The sequence below is a fragment of the Bacillus sp. SRB3LM genome (genome assembly GCF_015712745.1).
Taxonomy (GTDB): domain Bacteria; phylum Bacillota; class Bacilli; order Bacillales; family Bacillaceae_G; genus Bacillus_A; species Bacillus_A thuringiensis_K.
The window spans coordinates 312,580-332,582 of the sequence record NZ_VWVQ01000078.1 but is presented as its reverse complement, the minus strand read 5'-3'; the positions used below and the strand labels follow the sequence as shown (position 1 = coordinate 332,582).

The window sequence follows — 20,003 nt, the reverse complement described above, 5'->3', positions numbered from 1 at the left end:
CATCATATCATGAAGTGATTACTACTTGAAAAAGAAAAGGCAGAAATGGGAACTCTCCACCTCTACCTTTTCACCATTATTTTAATTTAGCAACTCTTTTCTCCATCTCTTTTTGTGTCATCGGCCCAATAAACTTATCTTGAATGACACCTTTTGTATCTATAAAATACGAAGTTGGAATCGTAATTACTTTATAAGCTGTTGTCACATCAATGTTCTTGTCCAATAAAATAGGAAAAGTAATTCCTTTTTCTTTAGCAAAATTGCTTACCTTCTCTTCCCCCCCACCTTTTTCTGAAGGCGTATAATTGATCGCTAAAATTTCTACGTTTTCTTTATGTTCTTTATAGAAAGCCTCCATATCCGGCATTTCTTGCTGACATGGTCCACACCACGTAGCCCAAAAGTTTAAAATTACTTTCTTTCCTTTTAAATCCGATAACTTTACATTTGTCCCATCTAACTTAGTTAATTCAAAGTCCGGTGCACTCTTCCCTATCTCAATACCATTCCTTGCGATCATCTCTTTCATAGCAACTTCACTTTTTTCTTGCTTCACTTTTACCGCCTGCTCTTTATGACCAAACTGTTCATAAGCTGCATATCCCGCTAAACAAAGTAACACTACAATAATCATAAGCTTCCGCCACATGTTATATCACCCTAACGTGTTTATCTTCTTTTAATATATCCATTCAAATGCTATATACCTTATTTTAGCTTATACGGACAAGCTTGAAAATATTCACATTCTAAATAATCAGAATTTTTATAAATAATATGAAATATTTACCTTTTAATCATATAATTAGAAATACACGGAACATTTTACAATGAAAGGAGCTCTCATGAATTTATTTGAAAAAATACTTCTATATATTCTTAGTTTTATATTTTTCCCAATCGGAATTATCACATGGATTATCTCACTATTTAGTAAAGATCCTAAAAAAACAAGTTGGACGTATTTGTCTCTATATCGCATTAATCTCATTTATCCTTTTGGCAGGCCTCGGCATTATTACTTTTTTCACAATGACTACCATTACTAATATAGAATAGTTATAGAAAGGATGATTGTTTTGGGAGAACACCCTATCACAAAAGAGCTACGCTATATACGAATATGCTTAGTTATTTTAGTAATCGTTCTTTTATTTTTCAACAGTGAAAAAGTCGTTGAAATTTCTACAAATCATGATTCCATAGAAAATGTTCCCACCAGTAATATGACACAAATTGCGGAAAATACATTCGCTATTCAAGAATATAATCCATTACTAAATAGCGAACATACAATTAAGATTTTTAAATATAATCCAGATACAAATCAACTTACTCTCGTCAAAGAAGTTAATTCTAGTGATCCGAATTCTTATACTTATCAACTTAATGAGACCGAATAAAGTGAAACTTTAATCAGCCCTCACCAATCGGGCTACCCGGCAAATAGCGGAATAAAGATAAGAGCATTACATATCTCTTATCTTTTTGTTTGCAACTCATTGTACAATGAGTTGCAATTTAATAATTCTCTAGGATTCCCACATTCCACAATAATCCCATTCTTCATGACAACAACACAATCTGCTATCATCGCTCTCTCTACATCATGTGTTGCCACAATTCTCGTTACATCTCTTCCTATCCCTTCAATCATATTCCAAACCAATTCTTGATTGCCCGGATCTAACCCAGCCGTCGGTTCATCTAAAATAATAAGAGTTGGATTTGATACAATCGCTCGCAATAATGCAAGACGTTTTCTTTCGCCTCCTGAAAACTCTTCACCGCTTTTATGTAGCACAGTTTGACTCCCTTCAGGTAACCCTCTAATAATCGGCGTTGCATTTATAAGTTCACTATTTTTTTCTAGCTGATTTTCTAAACCCTCTTCCCCGAAATACATATTCTCTGTTACCGTCGTTCGGAAAAAACGTGGTTCTTGCCACACTGTAGTCATACGAGCTTCATTACCATAATAAGCAATGCTACCGTTAGATGGTTTATACAAGCCCGTTATTAACTTTAAAAGCGTTGTTTTTCCTGCACCGCTTTTTCCCACAATAATAACGAGTTCACCAGGATGAATTTGTAAATCGATATTATGAATTCTACATTTCTCTCCATCATTCTCCTGAAATGAAACATTTGTTATCCTGATCCCCATCGCTCTTTCTACATTGCTATCTGCTGCTCTTTTATTTAAAAAGCAAAAAGCTCTATTTGCCGAAGCGACTGCAACTTGTGTCATTATTAATAAATCGCCCACATAACGGACAGGGAAAAAGAGCATCTCAATTGTCGCTAACACTGTAATGAGTGAACCAACTTCTATTTCTCCCCTCATTATTTTTTGTGCACCTATAATGAGAACAAGGATATATGCTCCTGTTTCAATCACCGTTCCAACTACTCCAATACAATGTTGCATCATCGTCTTCTTTACTTCCGATTTATACGATTGTGCCGTTACTCTTTTAAATAAGCGAATTGCCCATTTTTCTTTTTGTAAACTCCGCAAATCTTGTATCCCCTTTACAAACTGTGACACCATCTCTACAACACTTGAGTGATTTTTTTGAGCAACGCTTGCAATATCTCTTACCTTTTCTCCCATCAGTATTGGAACAATTGTACTTAAAAATAAAAACGGAGTTACCCACAATATAAACTGTATATCTATATGTTGTAGTGCTATGAAAGCCCCAATAAATTGGGCAATAGCGTGTATATATTCTATTAATATAGAGCCATATAATCTCACCCAGTTCGGAATATCAGACACGACCAAAGTTTCTAACTCTCCTTGCTTAATCTTCTCACTCTCTTCAAACGGTAATGAGAAATAGTTACGTAATAATTCTATACGTTTCGTTTGTAATATACGTTGACTCGCTTTTGAACTTATATAATCAAATAAAAGATTGTTCGTCCACATTAAAAAGCGACTACCCGCAAACAAGGCTATATATAAATACGCACCTTTTAGCTCCCTTTGAATAAGATTGTCTACAATTAACCCCATGAAAATTGGGCGTGATAAATTTAAAATGGCAGCAATTATCCCACTACATACAGCTGCTATTACTAATATTTTCTCTTGTCGTAACGGCAACAATATTCTTTTATACTCTGTCATGACGTTTCCTCCATTTTTATAGTAAAAAGAAAGGGATGAAACCAAATGGTTTCATCCCTTTCCATAAAATAAGGAAGCTAACTATTGTTAGCTTCCTTATTGTTCATTTCAATAATTTAGTTCGATACTTTAGATTCTTCAATTTTCTCACGAAGAACCATTTGCAGAATACCACCGTGACGGTAGTAGTCAATTTCAACTTCACTATCGAAACGAGCTACTACTTCAAATTGTTTTTCGTTGCCATCTGCATCAGTTGCAACTACTTTTACAAGATCGCGTGGTCTAACTGTTTTGTCGATTTGAATTTCAAATGACTCGTTACCAACAAGACCTAACGTTTCAGCACTTTCGCCATCTTTAAATTGAAGCGGTAGTACACCCATTAACACTAAGTTACTGCGGTGAATACGTTCGAAGCTTTCTGCGATTACTGCTTTAATACCTAATAAGTTAGTACCTTTCGCAGCCCAGTCACGAGAACTTCCCATACCGTAATCTTTACCAGCAACAACTAGAAGACCTGTTCCATCTTCTTTATATTTCATAGCAGCATCATAGATAGATGTTACTTCACCAGTTGGCCAATATGTTGTATATCCGCCTTCTGTTCCTGGTGCGATTTGGTTTTTAATACGGATGTTTGCGAATGTACCACGCATCATAACTTCATGGTTACCACGACGAGAACCGTAAGAGTTAAAGTCAACTGGTTGTACGCCGTTTTCTAATAAGTAGCGTCCAGCTGGTGTATGCTTACCGATTGAACCTGCTGGTGAAATGTGGTCTGTCGTTACAGAGTCACCAAATTTACCAACTACGCGTAGGCCTGATAATGTTTCGACTTCACCTGGCTCTTTAGATAAACCTTCAAAGAATGGCGGGTTTTGAATGTATGTTGAATCATTATCCCAAGTATATAAAGCTTCGTTTGAAGTTTGGATTTCATTCCAGCGCTCATTGCTGTTAAATACTTGTGCATATTCTTTCTTGAACAGTTCAGATGTAACAACGTTTTGAACTACATCTTCAATTTCTTTAGCTGATGGCCAAATATCGTTGAAGTAAACAGCATTGCCATTTGCATCTTTACCGATTTCATCATTTTTCAGGTCAATATCAACAGTACCTGCAAGTGCATATGCCACAACTAGTGGTGGTGATGCTAAGTAGTTTGCTTTTACAAGTGGATGAATACGACCTTCAAAGTTACGGTTACCAGATAAAACAGATGTTACTAGTAAGTCGTTTGCTGCGATTGCTTCTTCTAATTCTGGCGCTAATGGACCAGAGTTACCGATACAAGTCGTACAGCCGTAACCAACTGTTTGGAAACCTAATTGATCTAAATATGTTGTTAAACCTGATTTATCTAAGTATTCAGTAACAACTTTTGATCCTGGTGCTAATGATGTTTTTACATACTCAGGTACTTTAAGTCCTTTTTCAATTGCTTTCTTCGCAACTAAACCTGCCCCGATTAATACGTATGGGTTTGATGTATTTGTACAGCTTGTAATTGCAGCGATTGCAATTGCACCTGTTTTCATCGTTACTTCTTTATCTTCTAATGTAACCTTCACTTCTTTATCGAACTCTTGCTCATTAAATCCAAGTCCTTGTGTTCCAACTGGTGCTACAACTGCTTTGTGGAACGCATCTTTCATATCTGAAAGTGGAATTAAATCTTGTGGGCGTTTCGGTCCAGAAAGGTTAGATTCGATTGTATTTAAATCAATTTCAACAAGATCAGTATAGATTGGATCTTTACTATCTGCTGTATAGAATAAACCGTTCGCTTTACAGTATTCTTCAACAACGCGAATTTGTTCTTCATCTCTACCTGTTAAACGTAAGTATTCTAATGAAATATCATCGATTGGGAAGAATCCACAAGTTGCGCCGTATTCTGGTGCCATATTTGAAATTGTTGCACGGTCAGCTAAAGGCATGCTCTTTAGTCCATTACCGAAGAACTCAACGAATTTACCAACTACACCTTTTTGACGTAATACTTGTGTTACTTTTAATGCAACGTCTGTCGCTGTAGTACCACTTGGAAGTGTACCAGTTAATTTCACACCGATTACTTCAGGTACCGGGAAGTATGAAGGCTGTCCAAGCATTCCTGCTTCTGCTTCAATACCACCAACGCCCCATCCAAGAACGCCGATACCGTTAATCATTGTTGTATGTGAGTCTGTTCCAACTAACGAATCTGGATATGCAACTAAATCACCTTCAGCATTTTTCACAGCATGAACAACTGGTGCTAAATATTCAAGGTTTACTTGGTGTACAATACCTGTAGCTGGTGGAACCGCACGGTAGTTATCAAATGATTTTTGTGCCCAGCTTAAAAATTTATAACGTTCTTCATTACGTTTAAACTCTAAGTCCATGTTGAATGCAAGCGCGTCTGCCGTACCCGCTCTATCAACCTGTACAGAGTGGTCAATTACAAGGTCTACAGTAATTTCAGGATTAATTTTGTCAGGATCTCCGCCCATGTCTGCCATTGCTTTACGAAGCGAAGCCAAATCAACAACAGCTGGAACACCAGTGAAATCTTGTAAAATTACACGAGATGGTTTAAATGGAACATCGATATCTTGAACATCTTTCGTTCCCCATTTCGCTAAATTTGTAACATGCTCTTCTGTGATTACACGTCCGTCTACTTGACGAAGTACTGATTCAAGTAAAACTTTCACGGAATATGGTAATTGAGATACGTTGCCAACCCCTGCATTTTCAAGCGCTTTCAAATCATAATAATGATACGTTTTTCCATCTACTTCAAAAGTTGCACGTGATTGAAATGGATTATGTTTGACCATTATGTTTCCCCCCTGTTAAACGTGACTAAGTTGTCTGAATATAAAATGTAGACAAACTTTTCAATACCTTACGATAATATCTTATTACAACTTTCTAAATAAGTAAATAATAAGAAACTTATAGATTATCATAAGTTTTCTTTATGTTTCTAAATTTGAATAGCTTTCATGCTCCTTATGAATACTATTATCATAAAGTAAAGTGCTCTATCAGCAGTTTACTTACAGTTCATACATACTATGAACTGCTCATCATTCAACATACAAAAAATGTTATAGAGGTGAAATAAAATGGGTAAAAGAAAAGCAAATCATACTATTTCAGGAATGAATGCTGCATCTGCACAAGGACAAGGAACTGGTTACAATGAAGAATTTGCAAACGAGCCTTTAACTCCAGCAGAGCGACAAAATAATAAGAAACGTAAAAAGAACCAGTAAAGAAAAATCCCAAAAGGTCTATTTTCCTTTTGGGATTTTTTCTAATGTTTATAACGTAGTAATTCCGAAACCGTTACAAATCGATAGCCCTGTTTTTTCAGCTCAGGTAAAATTTTTGCTAGCGCTGCTACCGTTTGACTACGATCATTCCCTCCATCATGTAACAATACAATATCGCCACTTTTAGCATTTTTCACTACATGATTTACAATGGAGTCAACCCCTGGATTTGCCCAATCACGCGGGTCTTGATGCCACGACCATAGAACGGTTTGATAGCCAGCCTCTTTCGCTGTTTTAAATACAGCATCGTTAATATATCCGCCAGGAGGACGGAATAACAAAGGTTCTTTCACCCATTTTCCAAAAAATTTCTTTCCATCTAAAATATCATTTTCTAATTTTTCATCTGACGAATTACTCGCATACAAATGATTCATCGTATGATTTCCAATTTCATGTCCCTCTTTTAACACTTGCTTCACTAAATATGGATTACGCTGAACTCGAAATCCAATCATAAAAAATGTCGCTTCCGCCTTATATTGACGTAATAAATCTAAAACTTGTGGTGTATACGTTGGATCTGGCCCATCATCAAATGTAATTGCAATAATTTTTTCATTATTAGGTACTTCCCATGTTACATAACCAGTTGGTTCTAACTCTTTTCTGAGCAACATTTTCGCTTCCACTTTTTCCACTTGAAATATATGTACTGCGCATAATAAAGAAAAAACGAATAGAAAAATTTTCTGTTTTAGCATAACGTTTACTAAAGCAGCAAGGTTGTCGAATAAACAACAACCTCATTTACTTTTCTAATTGATCTACATTTCGCATTATATTTTGGAGATTATTTTCATATTGCTCAAGTTGTGGACGTTGTGTTTCTGAAGCTACCTCTAGTGCATTTTGAATTTGTTCATATGCTTCCTGAACCTCTTGACGTAACTCTTTTAAATCATGACCGTAGTTAAGGTCATTTTTCACAATATTATTAAATGCATTTTCTGCTTGTGTAACTCCTTGCTGTGCCGCTTGAAAAGCTTGTTGCTTATCTTTATGATATGGCATTATATAATCCCCTTTCTGTAATAGTTAGTCCCCTTTATCTTTACCTTTTTTTCTAAAAACATTCTCGTATAAAATCGTCAACTTCTCTCATTCTAAAAAGAAAGAGGAGGTGTCATATACAATGGGTAAAAACAACCGTGAATCAAAAGAAAAACAAGGACAACCTGAGCCATTAAGCGGATCTCATAAAGTAAAAAACCGTAACCATTCACGCCAAAAAAAACATGCACATCATGATATGTAATAAAAAACATTCACATACAGTGCACATTCAACATAAAATGTTTGTATTTCATCATTTATTCTTCACCTCTGTTTCATTCATGCATAACATGATATGAATTGATATTTTACGGAGGGTGTCTTACATGGGCAAGAAAAAGAAGAATTGTCTTTTTCATGTTGATGGTTTCGAAGAATGGATGGATCAATTTTGTTCCGATTCTTATAGTAACTTTAGCTTTCCAAATCAAATTCACATCGACCTTTGTGAAACTGAAGAAGAATATATTTTGGAAACAGATGTACAAAATGTTTCAGAACAAAATGTACTCATTAAAAAGTTAGAGACAGGCCTAGCTATTTGCATACTTCATAAAAACATTTCCTTACAACGAACAATCCCTTTACCTACTACTATCATTTACAAAAAGATGCTAGCCTGCTTAGAAAACGGATTTTTAGCCATTCATATTTCCAAAAATGAAGTTGCTGATAAGCATGAAAAGAAAGTTCTTTTTTCAAATTAAGAGTTAATATAATACAAACTAAGCCCCAGTTGGTTACTGGGGCTTATGTTATTTCGCATGCATTTCTATATTAGAATTTCTATCATATCTTTTTTTCAATAAACCTTTTGTAACTAAAAGCACAGGAAATGCGACAGTTGAAAATATAGCTAGTGCTGAAAATACTGCAAACCCATTTTGGTACCCGTAGTAATCGAGAAGTACTCCTCCAAACCACGGACCTATTACTGCTCCAATTCCCGAAAAGCCCATCGCACCGAAGTATGTTCCTTTTAGATACGCAACAGCAATATCATCAATAAATACATCCGTCATTGAAAACATTAATACTTCTCCAATTGTAAAAATAATTGTACAAACGGCAGCACCTAGCATAGATTCTACTATTCCAAAGCCAAACAATCCTCCGCTCACAAATAAAGTCCCCACCATAATTGATGTTAACGGTGTATACTTTTTGCACATTTGAATAACAGGGTATTGGATAATCACTACAACAATTGCATTTAAAGCGAGCATATATGAGAATAGCTTCACTCCATCCTCAAATATATATGCATTTGCAAAATATTGAGATACTGTCGTCGTTAAATGTGAAAAACCGCAATTACTCAAAATAATACCGACTAAAGCAACTAAAAATACTATATCTTTTCGCAATATACGCATTGCATTTAGCATTGTAACAGGTTTTTCTGTCCTCACTTTCTTTTTTTCCATTGGATACTTCTTAAATTGGAACGCTAATATAGCTGTATATAGAATATATACCCCAGCTGCTACTAAAAAAGGAATTGTTGATTTTGCACTCCCAATCTGTAATCCAACAATTGGTCCAATTGCAACTCCAACATTTATTGCACCGTATCGTAAGTTATAGACGAGTAACCGATACTCAGGCTTTGTTAAATCTGATAATAATGCTCTTGATGTTGGCTCAAAAAACGACCTACATAATCCATTTAAAGCGTTTAATAAAAAGAAACTTAAAACATGATCCGCAAGTGAAAAACCTATAAACACAAAAATCCAAACAATCATGGACCAGAGCATAATCGTTTTCCGGCCAAATCGATCTGATAAATTCCCTCCGATAAAACTAGCAAAAACGCCAACAAGTGCACTCGTTCCGATAATAGCACCAGTCATTCCAGCTGATACACCTTTAACAGTCGTTAAATAAATCGCTAAAAAAGGGATACTCATTGAAGTTGCAAACCTAGCAAACAATGTCCCTAAAATAATACTCATTCCAAGCGGATGAATATGCTGTAACTTCCCCTTCATCGTTAAACCTACTCTCTCTATTTTCACAAAAAAAGAAAGCAAAGGATCTGCTTTCTTTTCCTTTTTCTATACTTGAGCTGTTGATACCCGAGTTGTTCTCGTTATGTCCATATCAATTCCATATGTGAATTGTAATTCTTTACACACATCTTTAATTAAGATTACGACATTATACTTTTCATTAAATTGTAAAACGATGTTTTCTACTTCTTCATATATATACTTATATTCCCCTGTAATGACACTTTTTAGATCAAAGCATTCGTTAATACAAAGTTGTACAAGTAGCTGGTCATATTTCTCTATTACATCTTCTTTCTTCCAAAGTAACTCTTTTACATATAATCGATCAAACTTCACACTTTCTCGATTACAATCCGTTAAAATCCGGGTCATTTCGTTTAATTCTCGATATAATTCGGAAATATTTCTGCTTAAACTAAGCAGTTTATCTACGCCGTTTTCATATAACATATTTATTCCACCCCCGCATTTTCTTTCCCTTATTATAGCAAGAAAATTCTAAAAATAGTTTCTTTCTTCTGAAATATTAGGAAACTAATTTCAATTGCTTTACAATGAAACTAGTTAATGCGAGAGGAGAAAGAAAATTGGAACACAAATTATATTACACTGACGCTTATAAGCAAGACTTTACTACTAAAATTATAAAGCAAGATTATGATAAAGATGGTAACTTATACGTTGTTTTGAATGAAACAGCATTTTATCCGACAGGTGGCGGACAACCATATGATACTGGTACATTAAATGATATAAATGTAATCAATGTAGAAGAGATAAACGGAGAAATTCGTCACTACATCGCAGAACAATTACATACAGAAGACGTAGAAGGTAAAATTAATTGGGAGCGCCGTTTTGATCATATGCAACAACATGCGGCTCAGCACATTTTATCTGCTGCTTTTTGGGATTATTTTAACATACCTACGATTGGATTCCATCTTGGTAAAGAAACGGTAACAATTGATTTAGAAACAGAAAATTTACATGCAGAAACGGTTGAAAAAGCAGTACAAATTGCAAACAATATAGTTTTTGAAAACCATCCAATCTGTATAGAGTGGATGAACTTAGAAGAAGCGAAAACATTGCCCCTTCGTAAAGAACCGACTATGACAGAGAATATACGTGTTGTTATTATCGAAAATTACGACTACAACGGCTGTGGTGGAACCCATCCGAAATGCACTGGTGAAGTTGGTCCTATTCAAGTACTAGGATGGGAGCGCAATAAAGGTGGTATACGCTTAACCTTTATCGCTGGTTGGCGTACACTTAAATTAATGGGGCAACAGCAACAAATTATAAAAGATGTTTCCAAACAATTAAACAGTAGCGAAACTGATATCCCAGCAAAAGTAGCACAGCTTCTTACCGCTCAAAAGGAAAACGAAAAAACAATACAAACAATGAATGAAAAATTATTATTTGCAGAGGCAAATGAATTACTGCAACAGTCTATAGAAATACATGCTGGGTTACTTATTTCTAAAGCATTTACAGATCGTTCTATGCAAGAAATTGCAAAACTATCAGCTATCATTACAGAACAACAAGAGCATGCAATTACGTATTTCGTTATTGAAAATGATGACAAACTACAATGTATTCTCGCTTGCGGAAAAACAGTAACGCTCGATATGAATGCTCTTTTAAAAGATGATCTTCCTGCAATTGAAGGAAAAGGTGGCGGAAATAAAAAGAGTGCACGCGGCGGCGGAAAAGCGGTGATGAACGGGGACGAGTTTTTAAATCAGCTTGTTTCTTCTTTACAGTCAGCAGTGTAAAACATGTTTATGAAGGATAGCTAACGGCTATCCTTCAACTATATTTACAGGCCTATATTTCGTTTTAACCCTTGATAACTTCCTGCATTTGCAAAACCGCCACTTATAAGATTGATAAAAGTTTCCGAAAAACCATAATAACTTAATTCGTTAATCGGTACCATTTGCACATCATGAATCGGATTATGATCGAACTCGTTAGAAGGTAGTGTAATTTCACCTTCAATCCTTTCAAGCAGAAACGTAATATGTAACAAAGATGGACTAGCATCTGGTTTATCACAAACATAGAGTAGCTTCTTAATTTTAACTTCTAATCCCGTTTCTTCTCTCATTTCTCGAATCATCGCTTCTTCTAACGTTTCACCATTCTCTACCCTTCCTCCAGGTAAAGACCAATCGCGATTAGCCACTTTTTGCTTTACTAGCAATACTTTTTTTCATCTTCAATTAAAATTCCCGTAATACGAACTTGCATTACATTTTCCATATGTAATCTCCTCTTCCTGTTATATTTACAAATTAATCCTTCCACAAAAAGAACATACGTTTTATAATTAAAGAAAATTATGGAAGAAAGAAGTTGTTATATTCATGCGCCCACCTTTAACAAAATCTATATCACTTAAAGATTTTCAAAACTATTATTGGTTAAAAGCAGAACTGCAAACATTTTGTCGCGAGCATGGTTTGCCAGCTAGTGGCTCTAAGACCGAAATAACCGAGCGTATCTCACATTATTTAACTACGGGGAAAGTCTTAAAAAACAGCTCTGTGCAAAAAGTGAGCAAAGCTCCCCTCTCTTATAAAGACCTTTCTCTTCAAACGATTATTACTAAAAATCACCGCTGTAGCGAAGATGTTCGTGCTTTTTTCAAAGAAAAAATCGGAACAAACTTCCGCTTTACAGTAGCTCTTCAAAAATTTTTTAAAGAAAATGTTGGAAAAACATATGAAGACGCGGTAGCTTTTTGGCATGAAGAAAACGAACGAAAAAAAGACCCTACATACAAAACAACTATCGGTGCACAATTTGAATACAATCGCTTTACTCGTGACTTTTTCGAAGATCCAAATAATAAAGGAAAAGCAAAAGCTGATGCGATTGCTGCTTGGAATGAAATAAAAGCAAAACCTGGTAGCAATGTTTATGTTCCTCAAAAAGTAGAAAACTAGTTCCTTTCTAGTCTTCTACTTTCTCAAATAATAGCGCAACCCCTATCCCGCCTCCAATTCCTAATGTAGCAATTCCATATTTCATATGCTCTCTTTGCGCCTGATAAAATAAACGTGTTACAAGCATAGCCCCAGATGCACCGTACGGATGACCGAGCGCAATTGCCCCACCATTTACATTTAATTTTTCATACGGAATTTGTAACTCCTTTGCACAAGCTACAACTTTTGAGGCAAATGCTTCATTTATTTCAAAATAATCGATGTCCTCTACTTTCATATTCATTTCGTTTAATAATTTGTTCACCGCAAATATTGGACCAGTTCCTGGAAGATTGGGATCTACTCCAACTACAGCACTACGAACGAAACGAAGTACAGGTTTATAACCTAACTTTAAGGCTTGTCCCTCTTCCATTACAAGAACAGCACATGCCCCATCATTTACACCACATGAATTACCTGCCGTCACTGTTCCATTTTGTAAAAATGCGGGCTTTGTTCTTTTAATGATTCGTTCATAATTCATTTCTAGCTTTATAGATTCATCTAATAATCCATTAAAAGAAAATATTTCATCATGTATATAGCCTTTTTCTAACGCTTGCAATGTCCGCTTATAACTAAGACAAGCGTACTCGTCTTGCATTTCTCTCGTTATGTTATAACGCTCCGCAACATATTCAGCCGCTACTCCCATGTCAGGATCACCAATTGTTTCAGGTGAAAATCTTGCTCTTTTTTGAAAAGGTGACGTACTTGTACTCTCTACTCCTCCTGCAATATAGCAATTACCTGCTCCGCCTTGAATGAAATGACATGCAGTGCGAATTGCTTCTAATCCGGCACCACATTGCCGATCAATCGTTACACCAGGAATATGATAGCCAAGTCCTGCCGCTAAAGCAGATAATCTTGCAACATTCCCTCCTGGCCCAACAACATTACCTAATATGACATCATCTATTTCCCTCTCAATCCCTTTACTTAAAAACGTAAGAAGCGGCGTTGCTAATTGCTGAACTTCATACTCTTTTAACATCCCATTCTTCTTACCAATAGGTGTTCTTTTCGCCTCTACAATAACTGCTCTATTCATATATTTTCTCCCGGTTTTCAATCATACTTTTTGCTTCCATACGAGCGATTTTCCCACTATTTGTATAAGGTATTCCATCTACAAAATGCCATTCTTTCGGTATTTTAAAAGAGGATAATCTCTGTAAGCAAAAACTCTTTAATTGTTGTTTCGTAGCACTTCCTTTTACGATCGCGACGGGCTTTTCACCCCAGTAACTATCTTTCACACCAATTACAACTATTTCATCGACAGCTGGGTGTTCATGTAATACACTTTCTATTTCTTCTGGATAAATATTGATTCCTCCAAATAAAATCATATTCTTCTCTCTACCAACAATATATATAAAGCCTTCTTCATCTTCATAGCCTACATCTCGCACTGTCATCCAGCCTTCTGCATTCAACTCCCGTGTTAAAACCCCATCTATTATGTATCCCATAAAAAACTGATCACTTTTCACATAAACAGTTCCTATCTCGCCTTTCGGTACTTCTTTTCCCACTTCATTACATATTTGAACCTGCACATTGTGACAAGGTTTTCCTACTGAATTTGGCTTTCTTTTACTTTCTTCATCAATTAATGCTGTTACAAAACTCAGTTCCGATGCACCATAAAATTCATATTTTTGCGCATAAGGAAATATACTCTTTATTTTTTCTTTCGCTTCAGCTTCCCATTTCGCTCCTGATGAAATAATTTTCATTTTATTTTCTATTACTCTATTTTCTTTATGTAAAGATTCAAGCATTGTCGGAACTGTATACATAACTGATATATTTTCAGTTTCTAACTGATCTAATACTTGATTTGGAATGAACTTTCTCATAATGTGAACTGTTTGTCCTACATATAATGCGCTTATTGCCCCGTATAAGAAAAGAGAATGAACGAGCGTCCCAGCTATTAAAATCGAATCCTCCCTTTTCATATAAAAGTCATGTACATTACAATCAAAACTATGAACCCACGATTGTTGTGCACGTAAAAATGCTTTTGCTGTTCCTGTTGATCCTGATGTAAATCCCATATAAAAAGGAGCATGTTGTACACTTTCTACAGTGGAATATGTAGGAAGATATTTCTCTATCATTCTTTTCCACTCATCAATTTCAATTACTCTTCCTTCTTCATCCAATAGATCATTCACCTTATATCGTTCTGTCACAATCATATCCGGATTACTAATTTCAATTCTTTCTCTGAGCTCATCTTGTTTCCACTTTATATCTAACGGAACACAAACCCACCCGGCCATAGCGGCACCAGAAAATAGTTGTAAAAACTCTATACGATTTTCTAATAGGATTGCTATCGTTTTATTCTTCAATTTTTTTTCATTTAACCAACTTGCTACTTTACAAACTGATTCAAACCACTCTTTATATGTTAAAACTCTATCATTTTCCTTTATCGCTATTTTATTTGGTTGTAAAGAGGCATGCTTTTTATATTCTTTTGTAATCCCCATATGAGACGTCCTTTCTTTACAAAAATAATAAAAAGAAACACGCAATAAACGTGTTTCTTCCCTTTATCATCCCGCATTTGTATATTTTCCATTCTTTAAAGCGGGTGTAATAATATGTTTCAATGAACGATGTAATTTTGTTACGAGAACTGCCGCAATAATTGCTTTTATACAATCCCCTGGTAAAAACACAGCACTCACTTTCATTGTCTCCCATACAGAAACATTCATTAAAAACGCTTGTACAGTAATACCAAATACATAAACTACGAAAATACCACCAATTATATTAATACATAATACTTTTATAATAGAAACTTCACGTAAACGCTCAATTAAATAACCAATAACAAACGCTCCAATGATGTAACCAAGTAAATATCCTGCACTTGGCCCAACAAATACACCAAGGCCACCACGTCCACCAGCAAGTAATGGTGCTCCAACTCCTACAATAAGTAAGAAAATAAGCTGACTTAACGCACCTAGACGTGATCCTAACAACCCACCCGCAAGCATAACACCGAGTGATTGCAATGTAATCGGAACTGGTGTAATAGAAAGAGCAATCGGAGGTATTAACCCTAACACTCCCATAATAGAACTAAATAAAGCGACGAAAACTAAATTTTTTGTATTCATATTTGCTTCCCCTATTTGTAAACTTAAAATGTTTTTTAGGTAACATATTATAGAAGTTATATTATCTTTCCATTTAGTTTTTGTCAACTTATTTTCTTTATAGGTTTACAAATATAAATTTAATTATTTTTCTTTATGCAAATGCTCAAGTTCTTTCCGAAGCGCCTGCTTTAAAAACTTCCCAACAGATGTTTTCGGTATTTCTTCCATAAATACAATATCGTCTGGTAACCACCACTTCGCAAACTGTGGTTTTAAAAACTCATATATTTCTTCTTTCGTTACTGTACTATTTTTCTTTTGAACGACGCAGGCAACAGGTCGCTCTTGCCACTGAGGGTGAGGAATTGCAACGACAGCCGCTTCAAATATAGCATCATGTGCCATTAAAGCATTTTCAAGATCGACAGAAGAAATCCATTCTCCCCCGCTTTTAATAACATCCTTCGTACGGTCAACAATTTTCACGCAACCTTCCTCATCCACTGTGACAACATCACCAGTATATAACCATCCATCGCGAAACCCTTCGACAGTACGATCATCGTTATAATAGCTTTCAGCGATCCACGGTGCTCGTAAACATAATTCTCCCATCTCAGTACCATCCCACTTCACTTCACCATTTGTCCCGACTACTTTCATCTCGACACCAGGTACAAGATATCCTTGTTTAGAGCGAATTTCTAGTTGCTCTTCATACGATAATTCCGTTTCATAACTTTTCAAACGTGCAAGTGTTACGAGTGGACTCGTTTCAGTCATACCATATGCATGTATGAACGGAACATTATGTTTCTGTTCAAATGCTTTAATAACACTTTTCGGTGCCGCTGCACCTCCGCATAGTATTCTCGTCATACTAGATAAATCGTAACTATTATTTTCTAACTCTTGTAATACGCCGAGCCAAATTGTCGGCACACCCGCAGCTAACGTCACTTTTTCTGATTGAATCATCTCTAATAAAATTTTCGGAGTAAACATCGGTCCAGGAAGAACTTGTTTTGATCCAAACCAAGTAGCAGCGAAAGGAAGTCCCCAAGCGTTCACATGAAACATAGGGACGATTGCCATTGCTGCATCACTTTCCGATAAAGCAGCTGTATCAGCTAAACCGAGTGCCATACAATGCAAAACAGTACTACGATGCGTATATACAACACCTTTTGGATTTCCTGTAGTCGCTGACGTATAACACATACCAGCAGGTGTATTTTCATCAATATCTTTTACAAATTGGAAATTTGGATTGCCTTCTTCTAATAGCTTTTCATAATGATATACAGGTTCCAGCGTTGTATTTGGGAGTTCATCTTTATCAGTCATAATAATGTAAGCTTGTACAGTTGATAATTGTGATTGAATATTTTCAACGAGTGGTACGAGATCTTCATCTATAAGTAGAACTCGGTCTTCTGCGTGCTGAATAATGTATGAAATATGTTGAGGAGATAAACGAATATTAATTGTGTGCAAAACAGAAGCAATACCTGGAATAGCAAAATACGCTTCCACATGTCGATGATGGTTCCACGCTAACGTTCCTACACGTTCACCTTCTTTAATTCCAAGCTTTTTCAACGCACTGGAAAGTCTTCTCGTCCTTTCCCCTAACTGCTTATACGTTAACGTTGTAACTGTATCATGTGTCCGTGAAACAATTTCTTTCTTCGAAAATAGTTTCTCTGCTCTTTCCATCATAGAACTAATTGTTAGCGGTACATTCATCATCATATTGGTTATATCCCCCTTTAAAGCGTTTTCATTTTTATTCATTATAACAGACATCTACAAATGATTACGAATTTTTTCTGTATATTCTGAATTATTTCTTTGGAAATAATTCAGAATATACTAAGAAGAAATATACTAAAATTTCTTCTTACGATATATAAATACCGAAATAACAAAAGAAAAGATATATATGATAACGCCAAATATTGTATATAGAATTGAAACGTATACAGATAAATTTAAATTTGATATTGGAAATTGTTCTATTAGATAGCCAATTACACTTTGTAATCCAAAATAAGTAACAAGTCCCCCACATGCGCCCCCAATTGTAATAGCATCAGATTTTTCTGCTCCCAAAACATAGAGAAGTGGATAGGCTATCGCTCCAGCATTAAGAATGATGAACGTTCCTAAAGAAACACTCTTAAATATATCATTATCAATTGGTGTATCTGAAACGAAACTATGTACATAAAATATGCCACACGATAATAAAGTACCAATAATTACAACTAAAAAATAGAAAAAGTAATGACTTTGTACAATGTTATTTCTAGTAACCGGTAAAGTAAGTACATATTTTTCATAACCCGACTTACTCTCATACTTAATAACTTCAAGTGCAGGAATCGCAGCAAATAAGATAGTGAATGTAGCAATTAAACGGTACATTGAAGCATTACCAAAATAAAAAACAAATCCCGATCCTAATATCGCTATTCCCATGAACAGAAAGAAAGTTCGATACACTAGATAATAGTTTGTCAATAATAAACCTTTCATTTATTTTTCACTCCTTGTTAATAAGATACTCATTTCTTCTATCGAGATGGTTCTATGAGCAATACCACTTGGTAATTTATGTACATCTGATACGAGTACATTGAAATATGAACCATGTCCCCTTCTAGCCACAACTATATCTTTGTTAATTAAAGTTAGTTGTTCCTCATCAACATCTACAATGGCGTAACTGTCTAAAACCTTATCTTTTTCTTCGTTCAATAGAATTTCTCCATCTTTTATAATGACAAGATGGCTAGCTATTTTTTCTACATCACTCATAATATGAGAAGAAAGTAATATACCACCATTACTTTTACCTACAAAACTTTTTAATTCCTCTAACACCTCCTCCCTAGATGAAGGATCCAGACCTCCCGTCGCTTCATCTAGGATTAATAATTTTGCATTATGTGACAACGCAACAGCTATAGTTAGTTTCATTGACATTCCACGCGAGAATTTACCTACTTTCTCATTAGTAGGTAAAGAAAAAGTATTAACTAATCGATAAAAATTATCTTGATCCCAAGATTCAAACATCTTTTCAAAAACTTTGTTTAGTTGCTTTATTGTAAGATGAGCCGGTAGATTCATAGCATCAAATACGACTCCTATCTTTTCCTTAAGCTTGGCATCTTTATTTATATTTTCTTTACCAAATATTTTTACTGTACCACTATCTTTAGAAATTAGTTCTAGTACCGTTTTAAAGGTTGTTGATTTCCCTGCTCCATTGTCACCAATGAATCCAACAATTGATCCAGACGGCACATTGAAGGAAACATCTCTTAAAACAACTTTGTTTCCAAATGATTTGCTTAAATTTTCAATTTCTAGAAGATTTGACATCATTACACCCCTATCTTAACTTTTCATAAAAATATTTTTTCTCCTATTAAAAATTATCTACTTTTTCTCTCACTTTCTTTTTCAGTTTAAAAATAAAACGTTTACTATATTCTTTATTTTCTACTAAAATTCGATACACCTCTAATACTCCTAACACACGAACAAAAAGATAAACTCCGATAGCAATAAGTACAACACAGTAAGGGTAATACTGCACTAATTCTCCTGAAGTGATATGTTTTTTCTCAAACAAAAACGGTATTGCGCCTGCGGCTATAAAACAAAATCCAACGATCATCACTGCTGCATACCTCTTCTTAATAGTCGCATATCTCTTTGTCAATTCTTTTAGAAAGTTTTGATCAAATAGTAGTTCTTCCTTTTTCAATACATTGTATCGACTCTCTTCTATCGTTACAGGTACCATCATCGCTCCAATTCCAAGGACAGCAACAATAATGACAAGGAATGTCGACATTGTTGCATTTTCTTTAAATAATAAATACGGTATTGTAGATAAAATGAGTAAACTAAATCCTAGCGCTATATATTTAGAAATTTTTTGTCCATACACTACATACCCTTCTGCCATTTCCTGACTTACGTAATATCCATCTACATTTTCATTACTTTGCTCAGCAGTTTCTTTTAATAAATAATCGAGTGATACTTCAAATACATTTCCAATCATTATTAACTTTTCAGTTTCAGGAAAACCTTGACCGTTTTCCCATTTACTAACCGCTTGCCTTGTTGTGTTTAATTTCTCAGCTAATGCTTCTTGAGAAAGCCCCTTTTCTTTTCTTAATTTAAAAAGCTTCTCACCAAATCCCATATGTGTGTCCCCCTTTGTTTTCTTACCTAAATTGTATGTAAACATAGCCCTTATCTCTATCTTCCTGCGG

General features: G+C 35.2%; 20 protein-coding genes and 2 pseudogenes. 7 read left to right on the top strand and 15 right to left on the bottom strand.

Annotation, left to right across the window (positions count from 1 at the left end):
• Positions 1 to 76: 76 nt before the first annotated feature.
• Entirely contained in the window at positions 77 to 652 is a 576-nt protein-coding gene (locus F3I02_RS25320) for a TlpA family protein disulfide reductase (protein WP_000269041.1), read from the bottom strand.
• 196 nt (positions 653 to 848) lie between these two features.
• Between F3I02_RS25320 and F3I02_RS25315 the strand changes: the two are divergent.
• Together F3I02_RS25315 and F3I02_RS25310 are read left to right on the top strand one after the other, a co-directional pair.
• A pseudogene (locus F3I02_RS25315) lies at positions 849 to 1,062 on the top strand (hypothetical protein).
• A gap of 11 nt (positions 1,063 to 1,073) precedes the next feature.
• Positions 1,074 to 1,406 carry a YmzC family protein gene (locus F3I02_RS25310; protein ID WP_074593090.1) on the top strand — a complete coding sequence of 111 codons (333 nt, stop codon included), beginning with the start codon at positions 1,074 to 1,076 and terminating at the stop codon, positions 1,404 to 1,406.
• Between the two features lie 77 nt (positions 1,407 to 1,483).
• On the opposite strand, the gene F3I02_RS25305 is transcribed toward F3I02_RS25310, so the two are convergent.
• Both F3I02_RS25305 and acnA read right to left on the bottom strand, forming a co-directional pair.
• Complete coding sequence (locus F3I02_RS25305; RefSeq protein WP_196478534.1) at positions 1,484 to 3,142, bottom strand: ABC transporter ATP-binding protein; 1,659 nt, start codon at positions 3,140 to 3,142, stop codon at positions 1,484 to 1,486.
• A gap of 116 nt (positions 3,143 to 3,258) precedes the next feature.
• Positions 3,259 to 5,982 (bottom strand): aconitate hydratase AcnA, encoded by a 2,724-nt coding sequence (gene acnA / locus F3I02_RS25300; RefSeq protein WP_000238559.1) that lies wholly within the window; start codon positions 5,980 to 5,982, stop codon positions 3,259 to 3,261.
• 291 nt (positions 5,983 to 6,273) lie between these two features.
• On the opposite strand from acnA, the gene sspO reads away from it, so the two are divergent.
• Positions 6,274 to 6,423 carry an acid-soluble spore protein SspO gene (gene sspO, locus F3I02_RS25295; protein WP_000518057.1) on the top strand — a complete coding sequence of 50 codons (150 nt, stop codon included), beginning with the start codon at positions 6,274 to 6,276 and terminating at the stop codon, positions 6,421 to 6,423.
• Positions 6,424 to 6,464: 41 nt separating this feature from the next.
• On the opposite strand, the gene pdaB is transcribed toward sspO, so the two are convergent.
• Both pdaB and F3I02_RS25285 read right to left on the bottom strand, forming a co-directional pair.
• On the bottom strand, positions 6,465 to 7,190 hold the full coding sequence (gene pdaB, locus F3I02_RS25290; protein ID WP_102947840.1) for a polysaccharide deacetylase family sporulation protein PdaB: 726 nt from the start codon (positions 7,188 to 7,190) through the stop codon (positions 6,465 to 6,467).
• A 46-nt stretch (positions 7,191 to 7,236) separates the two neighbouring features.
• Positions 7,237 to 7,500: a hypothetical protein gene (locus tag F3I02_RS25285; protein ID WP_196478533.1), complete on the bottom strand. Its 264-nt coding sequence runs from the start codon at positions 7,498 to 7,500 to the stop codon at positions 7,237 to 7,239.
• Positions 7,501 to 7,621: 121 nt separating this feature from the next.
• Between F3I02_RS25285 and F3I02_RS25280 the strand changes: the two genes are divergently transcribed.
• Positions 7,622 to 7,744: a small acid-soluble spore protein P gene (locus tag F3I02_RS25280; RefSeq protein WP_000517653.1), complete on the top strand. Its 123-nt coding sequence runs from the start codon at positions 7,622 to 7,624 to the stop codon at positions 7,742 to 7,744.
• 124 nt (positions 7,745 to 7,868) lie between these two features.
• Positions 7,869 to 8,249, top strand: coding sequence for an Hsp20/alpha crystallin family protein (locus F3I02_RS25275; protein WP_000516756.1), 381 nt, complete (start codon positions 7,869 to 7,871; stop codon positions 8,247 to 8,249).
• Positions 8,250 to 8,297: 48 nt separating this feature from the next.
• Here F3I02_RS25275 and F3I02_RS25270 read toward each other — a convergent pair whose 3' ends face one another.
• Both F3I02_RS25270 and F3I02_RS25265 read right to left on the bottom strand, forming a co-directional pair.
• Positions 8,298 to 9,536, bottom strand: coding sequence for an MDR family MFS transporter (locus F3I02_RS25270; RefSeq protein WP_000676810.1), 1,239 nt, complete (start codon positions 9,534 to 9,536; stop codon positions 8,298 to 8,300).
• A gap of 66 nt (positions 9,537 to 9,602) precedes the next feature.
• Positions 9,603 to 10,010: a hypothetical protein gene (locus tag F3I02_RS25265; RefSeq protein WP_196478532.1), complete on the bottom strand. Its 408-nt coding sequence runs from the start codon at positions 10,008 to 10,010 to the stop codon at positions 9,603 to 9,605.
• A gap of 137 nt (positions 10,011 to 10,147) precedes the next feature.
• On the opposite strand from F3I02_RS25265, the gene F3I02_RS25260 reads away from it, so the two are divergent.
• The gene (locus F3I02_RS25260; protein WP_196478531.1) at positions 10,148 to 11,350 is read left to right on the top strand and encodes an alanyl-tRNA editing protein; all 1,203 of its coding nucleotides are present in this window, start codon (positions 10,148 to 10,150) and stop codon (positions 11,348 to 11,350) included.
• Between the two features lie 44 nt (positions 11,351 to 11,394).
• Here the strand turns inward: F3I02_RS25260 and F3I02_RS25255 are convergent.
• Positions 11,395 to 11,840, bottom strand: a pseudogene (locus tag F3I02_RS25255) (NUDIX hydrolase).
• 104 nt (positions 11,841 to 11,944) lie between these two features.
• Here F3I02_RS25255 and F3I02_RS25250 point away from each other — a divergent pair.
• The gene (locus F3I02_RS25250) at positions 11,945 to 12,526 is read left to right on the top strand and encodes a DUF6434 domain-containing protein (protein WP_001247756.1); all 582 of its coding nucleotides are present in this window, start codon (positions 11,945 to 11,947) and stop codon (positions 12,524 to 12,526) included.
• A 7-nt stretch (positions 12,527 to 12,533) separates the two neighbouring features.
• Here the strand turns inward: F3I02_RS25250 and F3I02_RS25245 are convergent, their stop codons facing one another.
• From F3I02_RS25245 to F3I02_RS25215, 7 genes are all read right to left on the bottom strand, one after another.
• The gene (locus F3I02_RS25245; protein ID WP_001078000.1) at positions 12,534 to 13,625 is read right to left on the bottom strand and encodes an acetyl-CoA C-acyltransferase; all 1,092 of its coding nucleotides are present in this window, start codon (positions 13,623 to 13,625) and stop codon (positions 12,534 to 12,536) included.
• Entirely contained in the window at positions 13,618 to 15,081 is a 1,464-nt protein-coding gene (locus F3I02_RS25240) for an acyl-CoA synthetase (RefSeq protein WP_196478530.1), read from the bottom strand. The genes F3I02_RS25245 and F3I02_RS25240 overlap by 8 nt, the downstream gene beginning before the upstream one ends.
• 66 nt (positions 15,082 to 15,147) lie before the next feature.
• Positions 15,148 to 15,723: a biotin transporter BioY gene (locus tag F3I02_RS25235; protein WP_001093336.1), complete on the bottom strand. Its 576-nt coding sequence runs from the start codon at positions 15,721 to 15,723 to the stop codon at positions 15,148 to 15,150.
• A 123-nt stretch (positions 15,724 to 15,846) separates the two neighbouring features.
• Positions 15,847 to 17,460, bottom strand: a complete 1,614-nt coding sequence (locus F3I02_RS25230; protein ID WP_000980210.1) for a long-chain fatty acid--CoA ligase — start codon at positions 17,458 to 17,460, stop codon at positions 15,847 to 15,849.
• A 135-nt stretch (positions 17,461 to 17,595) separates the two neighbouring features.
• Positions 17,596 to 18,246 carry an ABC-2 transporter permease gene (locus tag F3I02_RS25225; RefSeq protein ID WP_131250035.1) on the bottom strand — a complete coding sequence of 217 codons (651 nt, stop codon included), beginning with the start codon at positions 18,244 to 18,246 and terminating at the stop codon, positions 17,596 to 17,598.
• Positions 18,247 to 19,098, bottom strand: coding sequence for an ABC transporter ATP-binding protein (locus tag F3I02_RS25220; protein ID WP_000067332.1), 852 nt, complete (start codon positions 19,096 to 19,098; stop codon positions 18,247 to 18,249).
• Between the two features lie 46 nt (positions 19,099 to 19,144).
• Positions 19,145 to 19,933: a helix-turn-helix domain-containing protein gene (locus tag F3I02_RS25215; RefSeq protein WP_131250037.1), complete on the bottom strand. Its 789-nt coding sequence runs from the start codon at positions 19,931 to 19,933 to the stop codon at positions 19,145 to 19,147.
• Positions 19,934 to 20,003 lie beyond the last annotated feature (70 nt).

What these genes read in the sequence shown, in the direction of transcription:
- F3I02_RS25320 (WP_000269041.1), bottom strand. Translation starts at nt 652, where the DNA reads ATGTGGCGGAAGCTTATGATTATTGTAGTGTTACTTTGTTTAGCGGGA.
- F3I02_RS25310 (WP_074593090.1), top strand. Translation starts at nt 1,074, where the DNA reads ATGATTGTTTTGGGAGAACACCCTATCACAAAAGAGCTACGCTATATA.
- F3I02_RS25305 (WP_196478534.1), bottom strand. Translation starts at nt 3,142, where the DNA reads ATGACAGAGTATAAAAGAATATTGTTGCCGTTACGACAAGAGAAAATA.
- acnA (WP_000238559.1), bottom strand. Translation starts at nt 5,982, where the DNA reads ATGGTCAAACATAATCCATTTCAATCACGTGCAACTTTTGAAGTAGAT.
- sspO (WP_000518057.1), top strand. Translation starts at nt 6,274, where the DNA reads ATGGGTAAAAGAAAAGCAAATCATACTATTTCAGGAATGAATGCTGCA.
- pdaB (WP_102947840.1), bottom strand. Translation starts at nt 7,190, where the DNA reads ATGCTAAAACAGAAAATTTTTCTATTCGTTTTTTCTTTATTATGCGCA.
- F3I02_RS25285 (WP_196478533.1), bottom strand. Translation starts at nt 7,500, where the DNA reads ATGCCATATCATAAAGATAAGCAACAAGCTTTTCAAGCGGCACAGCAA.
- F3I02_RS25280 (WP_000517653.1), top strand. Translation starts at nt 7,622, where the DNA reads ATGGGTAAAAACAACCGTGAATCAAAAGAAAAACAAGGACAACCTGAG.
- F3I02_RS25275 (WP_000516756.1), top strand. Translation starts at nt 7,869, where the DNA reads ATGGGCAAGAAAAAGAAGAATTGTCTTTTTCATGTTGATGGTTTCGAA.
- F3I02_RS25270 (WP_000676810.1), bottom strand. Translation starts at nt 9,536, where the DNA reads ATGAAGGGGAAGTTACAGCATATTCATCCGCTTGGAATGAGTATTATT.
- F3I02_RS25265 (WP_196478532.1), bottom strand. Translation starts at nt 10,010, where the DNA reads ATGTTATATGAAAACGGCGTAGATAAACTGCTTAGTTTAAGCAGAAAT.
- F3I02_RS25250 (WP_001247756.1), top strand. Translation starts at nt 11,945, where the DNA reads ATGCGCCCACCTTTAACAAAATCTATATCACTTAAAGATTTTCAAAAC.
- F3I02_RS25245 (WP_001078000.1), bottom strand. Translation starts at nt 13,625, where the DNA reads ATGAATAGAGCAGTTATTGTAGAGGCGAAAAGAACACCTATTGGTAAG.
- F3I02_RS25240 (WP_196478530.1), bottom strand. Translation starts at nt 15,081, where the DNA reads ATGGGGATTACAAAAGAATATAAAAAGCATGCCTCTTTACAACCAAAT.
- F3I02_RS25235 (WP_001093336.1), bottom strand. Translation starts at nt 15,723, where the DNA reads ATGAATACAAAAAATTTAGTTTTCGTCGCTTTATTTAGTTCTATTATG.
- F3I02_RS25230 (WP_000980210.1), bottom strand. Translation starts at nt 17,460, where the DNA reads ATGATGATGAATGTACCGCTAACAATTAGTTCTATGATGGAAAGAGCA.
- F3I02_RS25225 (WP_131250035.1), bottom strand. Translation starts at nt 18,246, where the DNA reads ATGAAAGGTTTATTATTGACAAACTATTATCTAGTGTATCGAACTTTC.
- F3I02_RS25220 (WP_000067332.1), bottom strand. Translation starts at nt 19,098, where the DNA reads ATGTCAAATCTTCTAGAAATTGAAAATTTAAGCAAATCATTTGGAAAC.
- F3I02_RS25215 (WP_131250037.1), bottom strand. Translation starts at nt 19,933, where the DNA reads ATGGGATTTGGTGAGAAGCTTTTTAAATTAAGAAAAGAAAAGGGGCTT.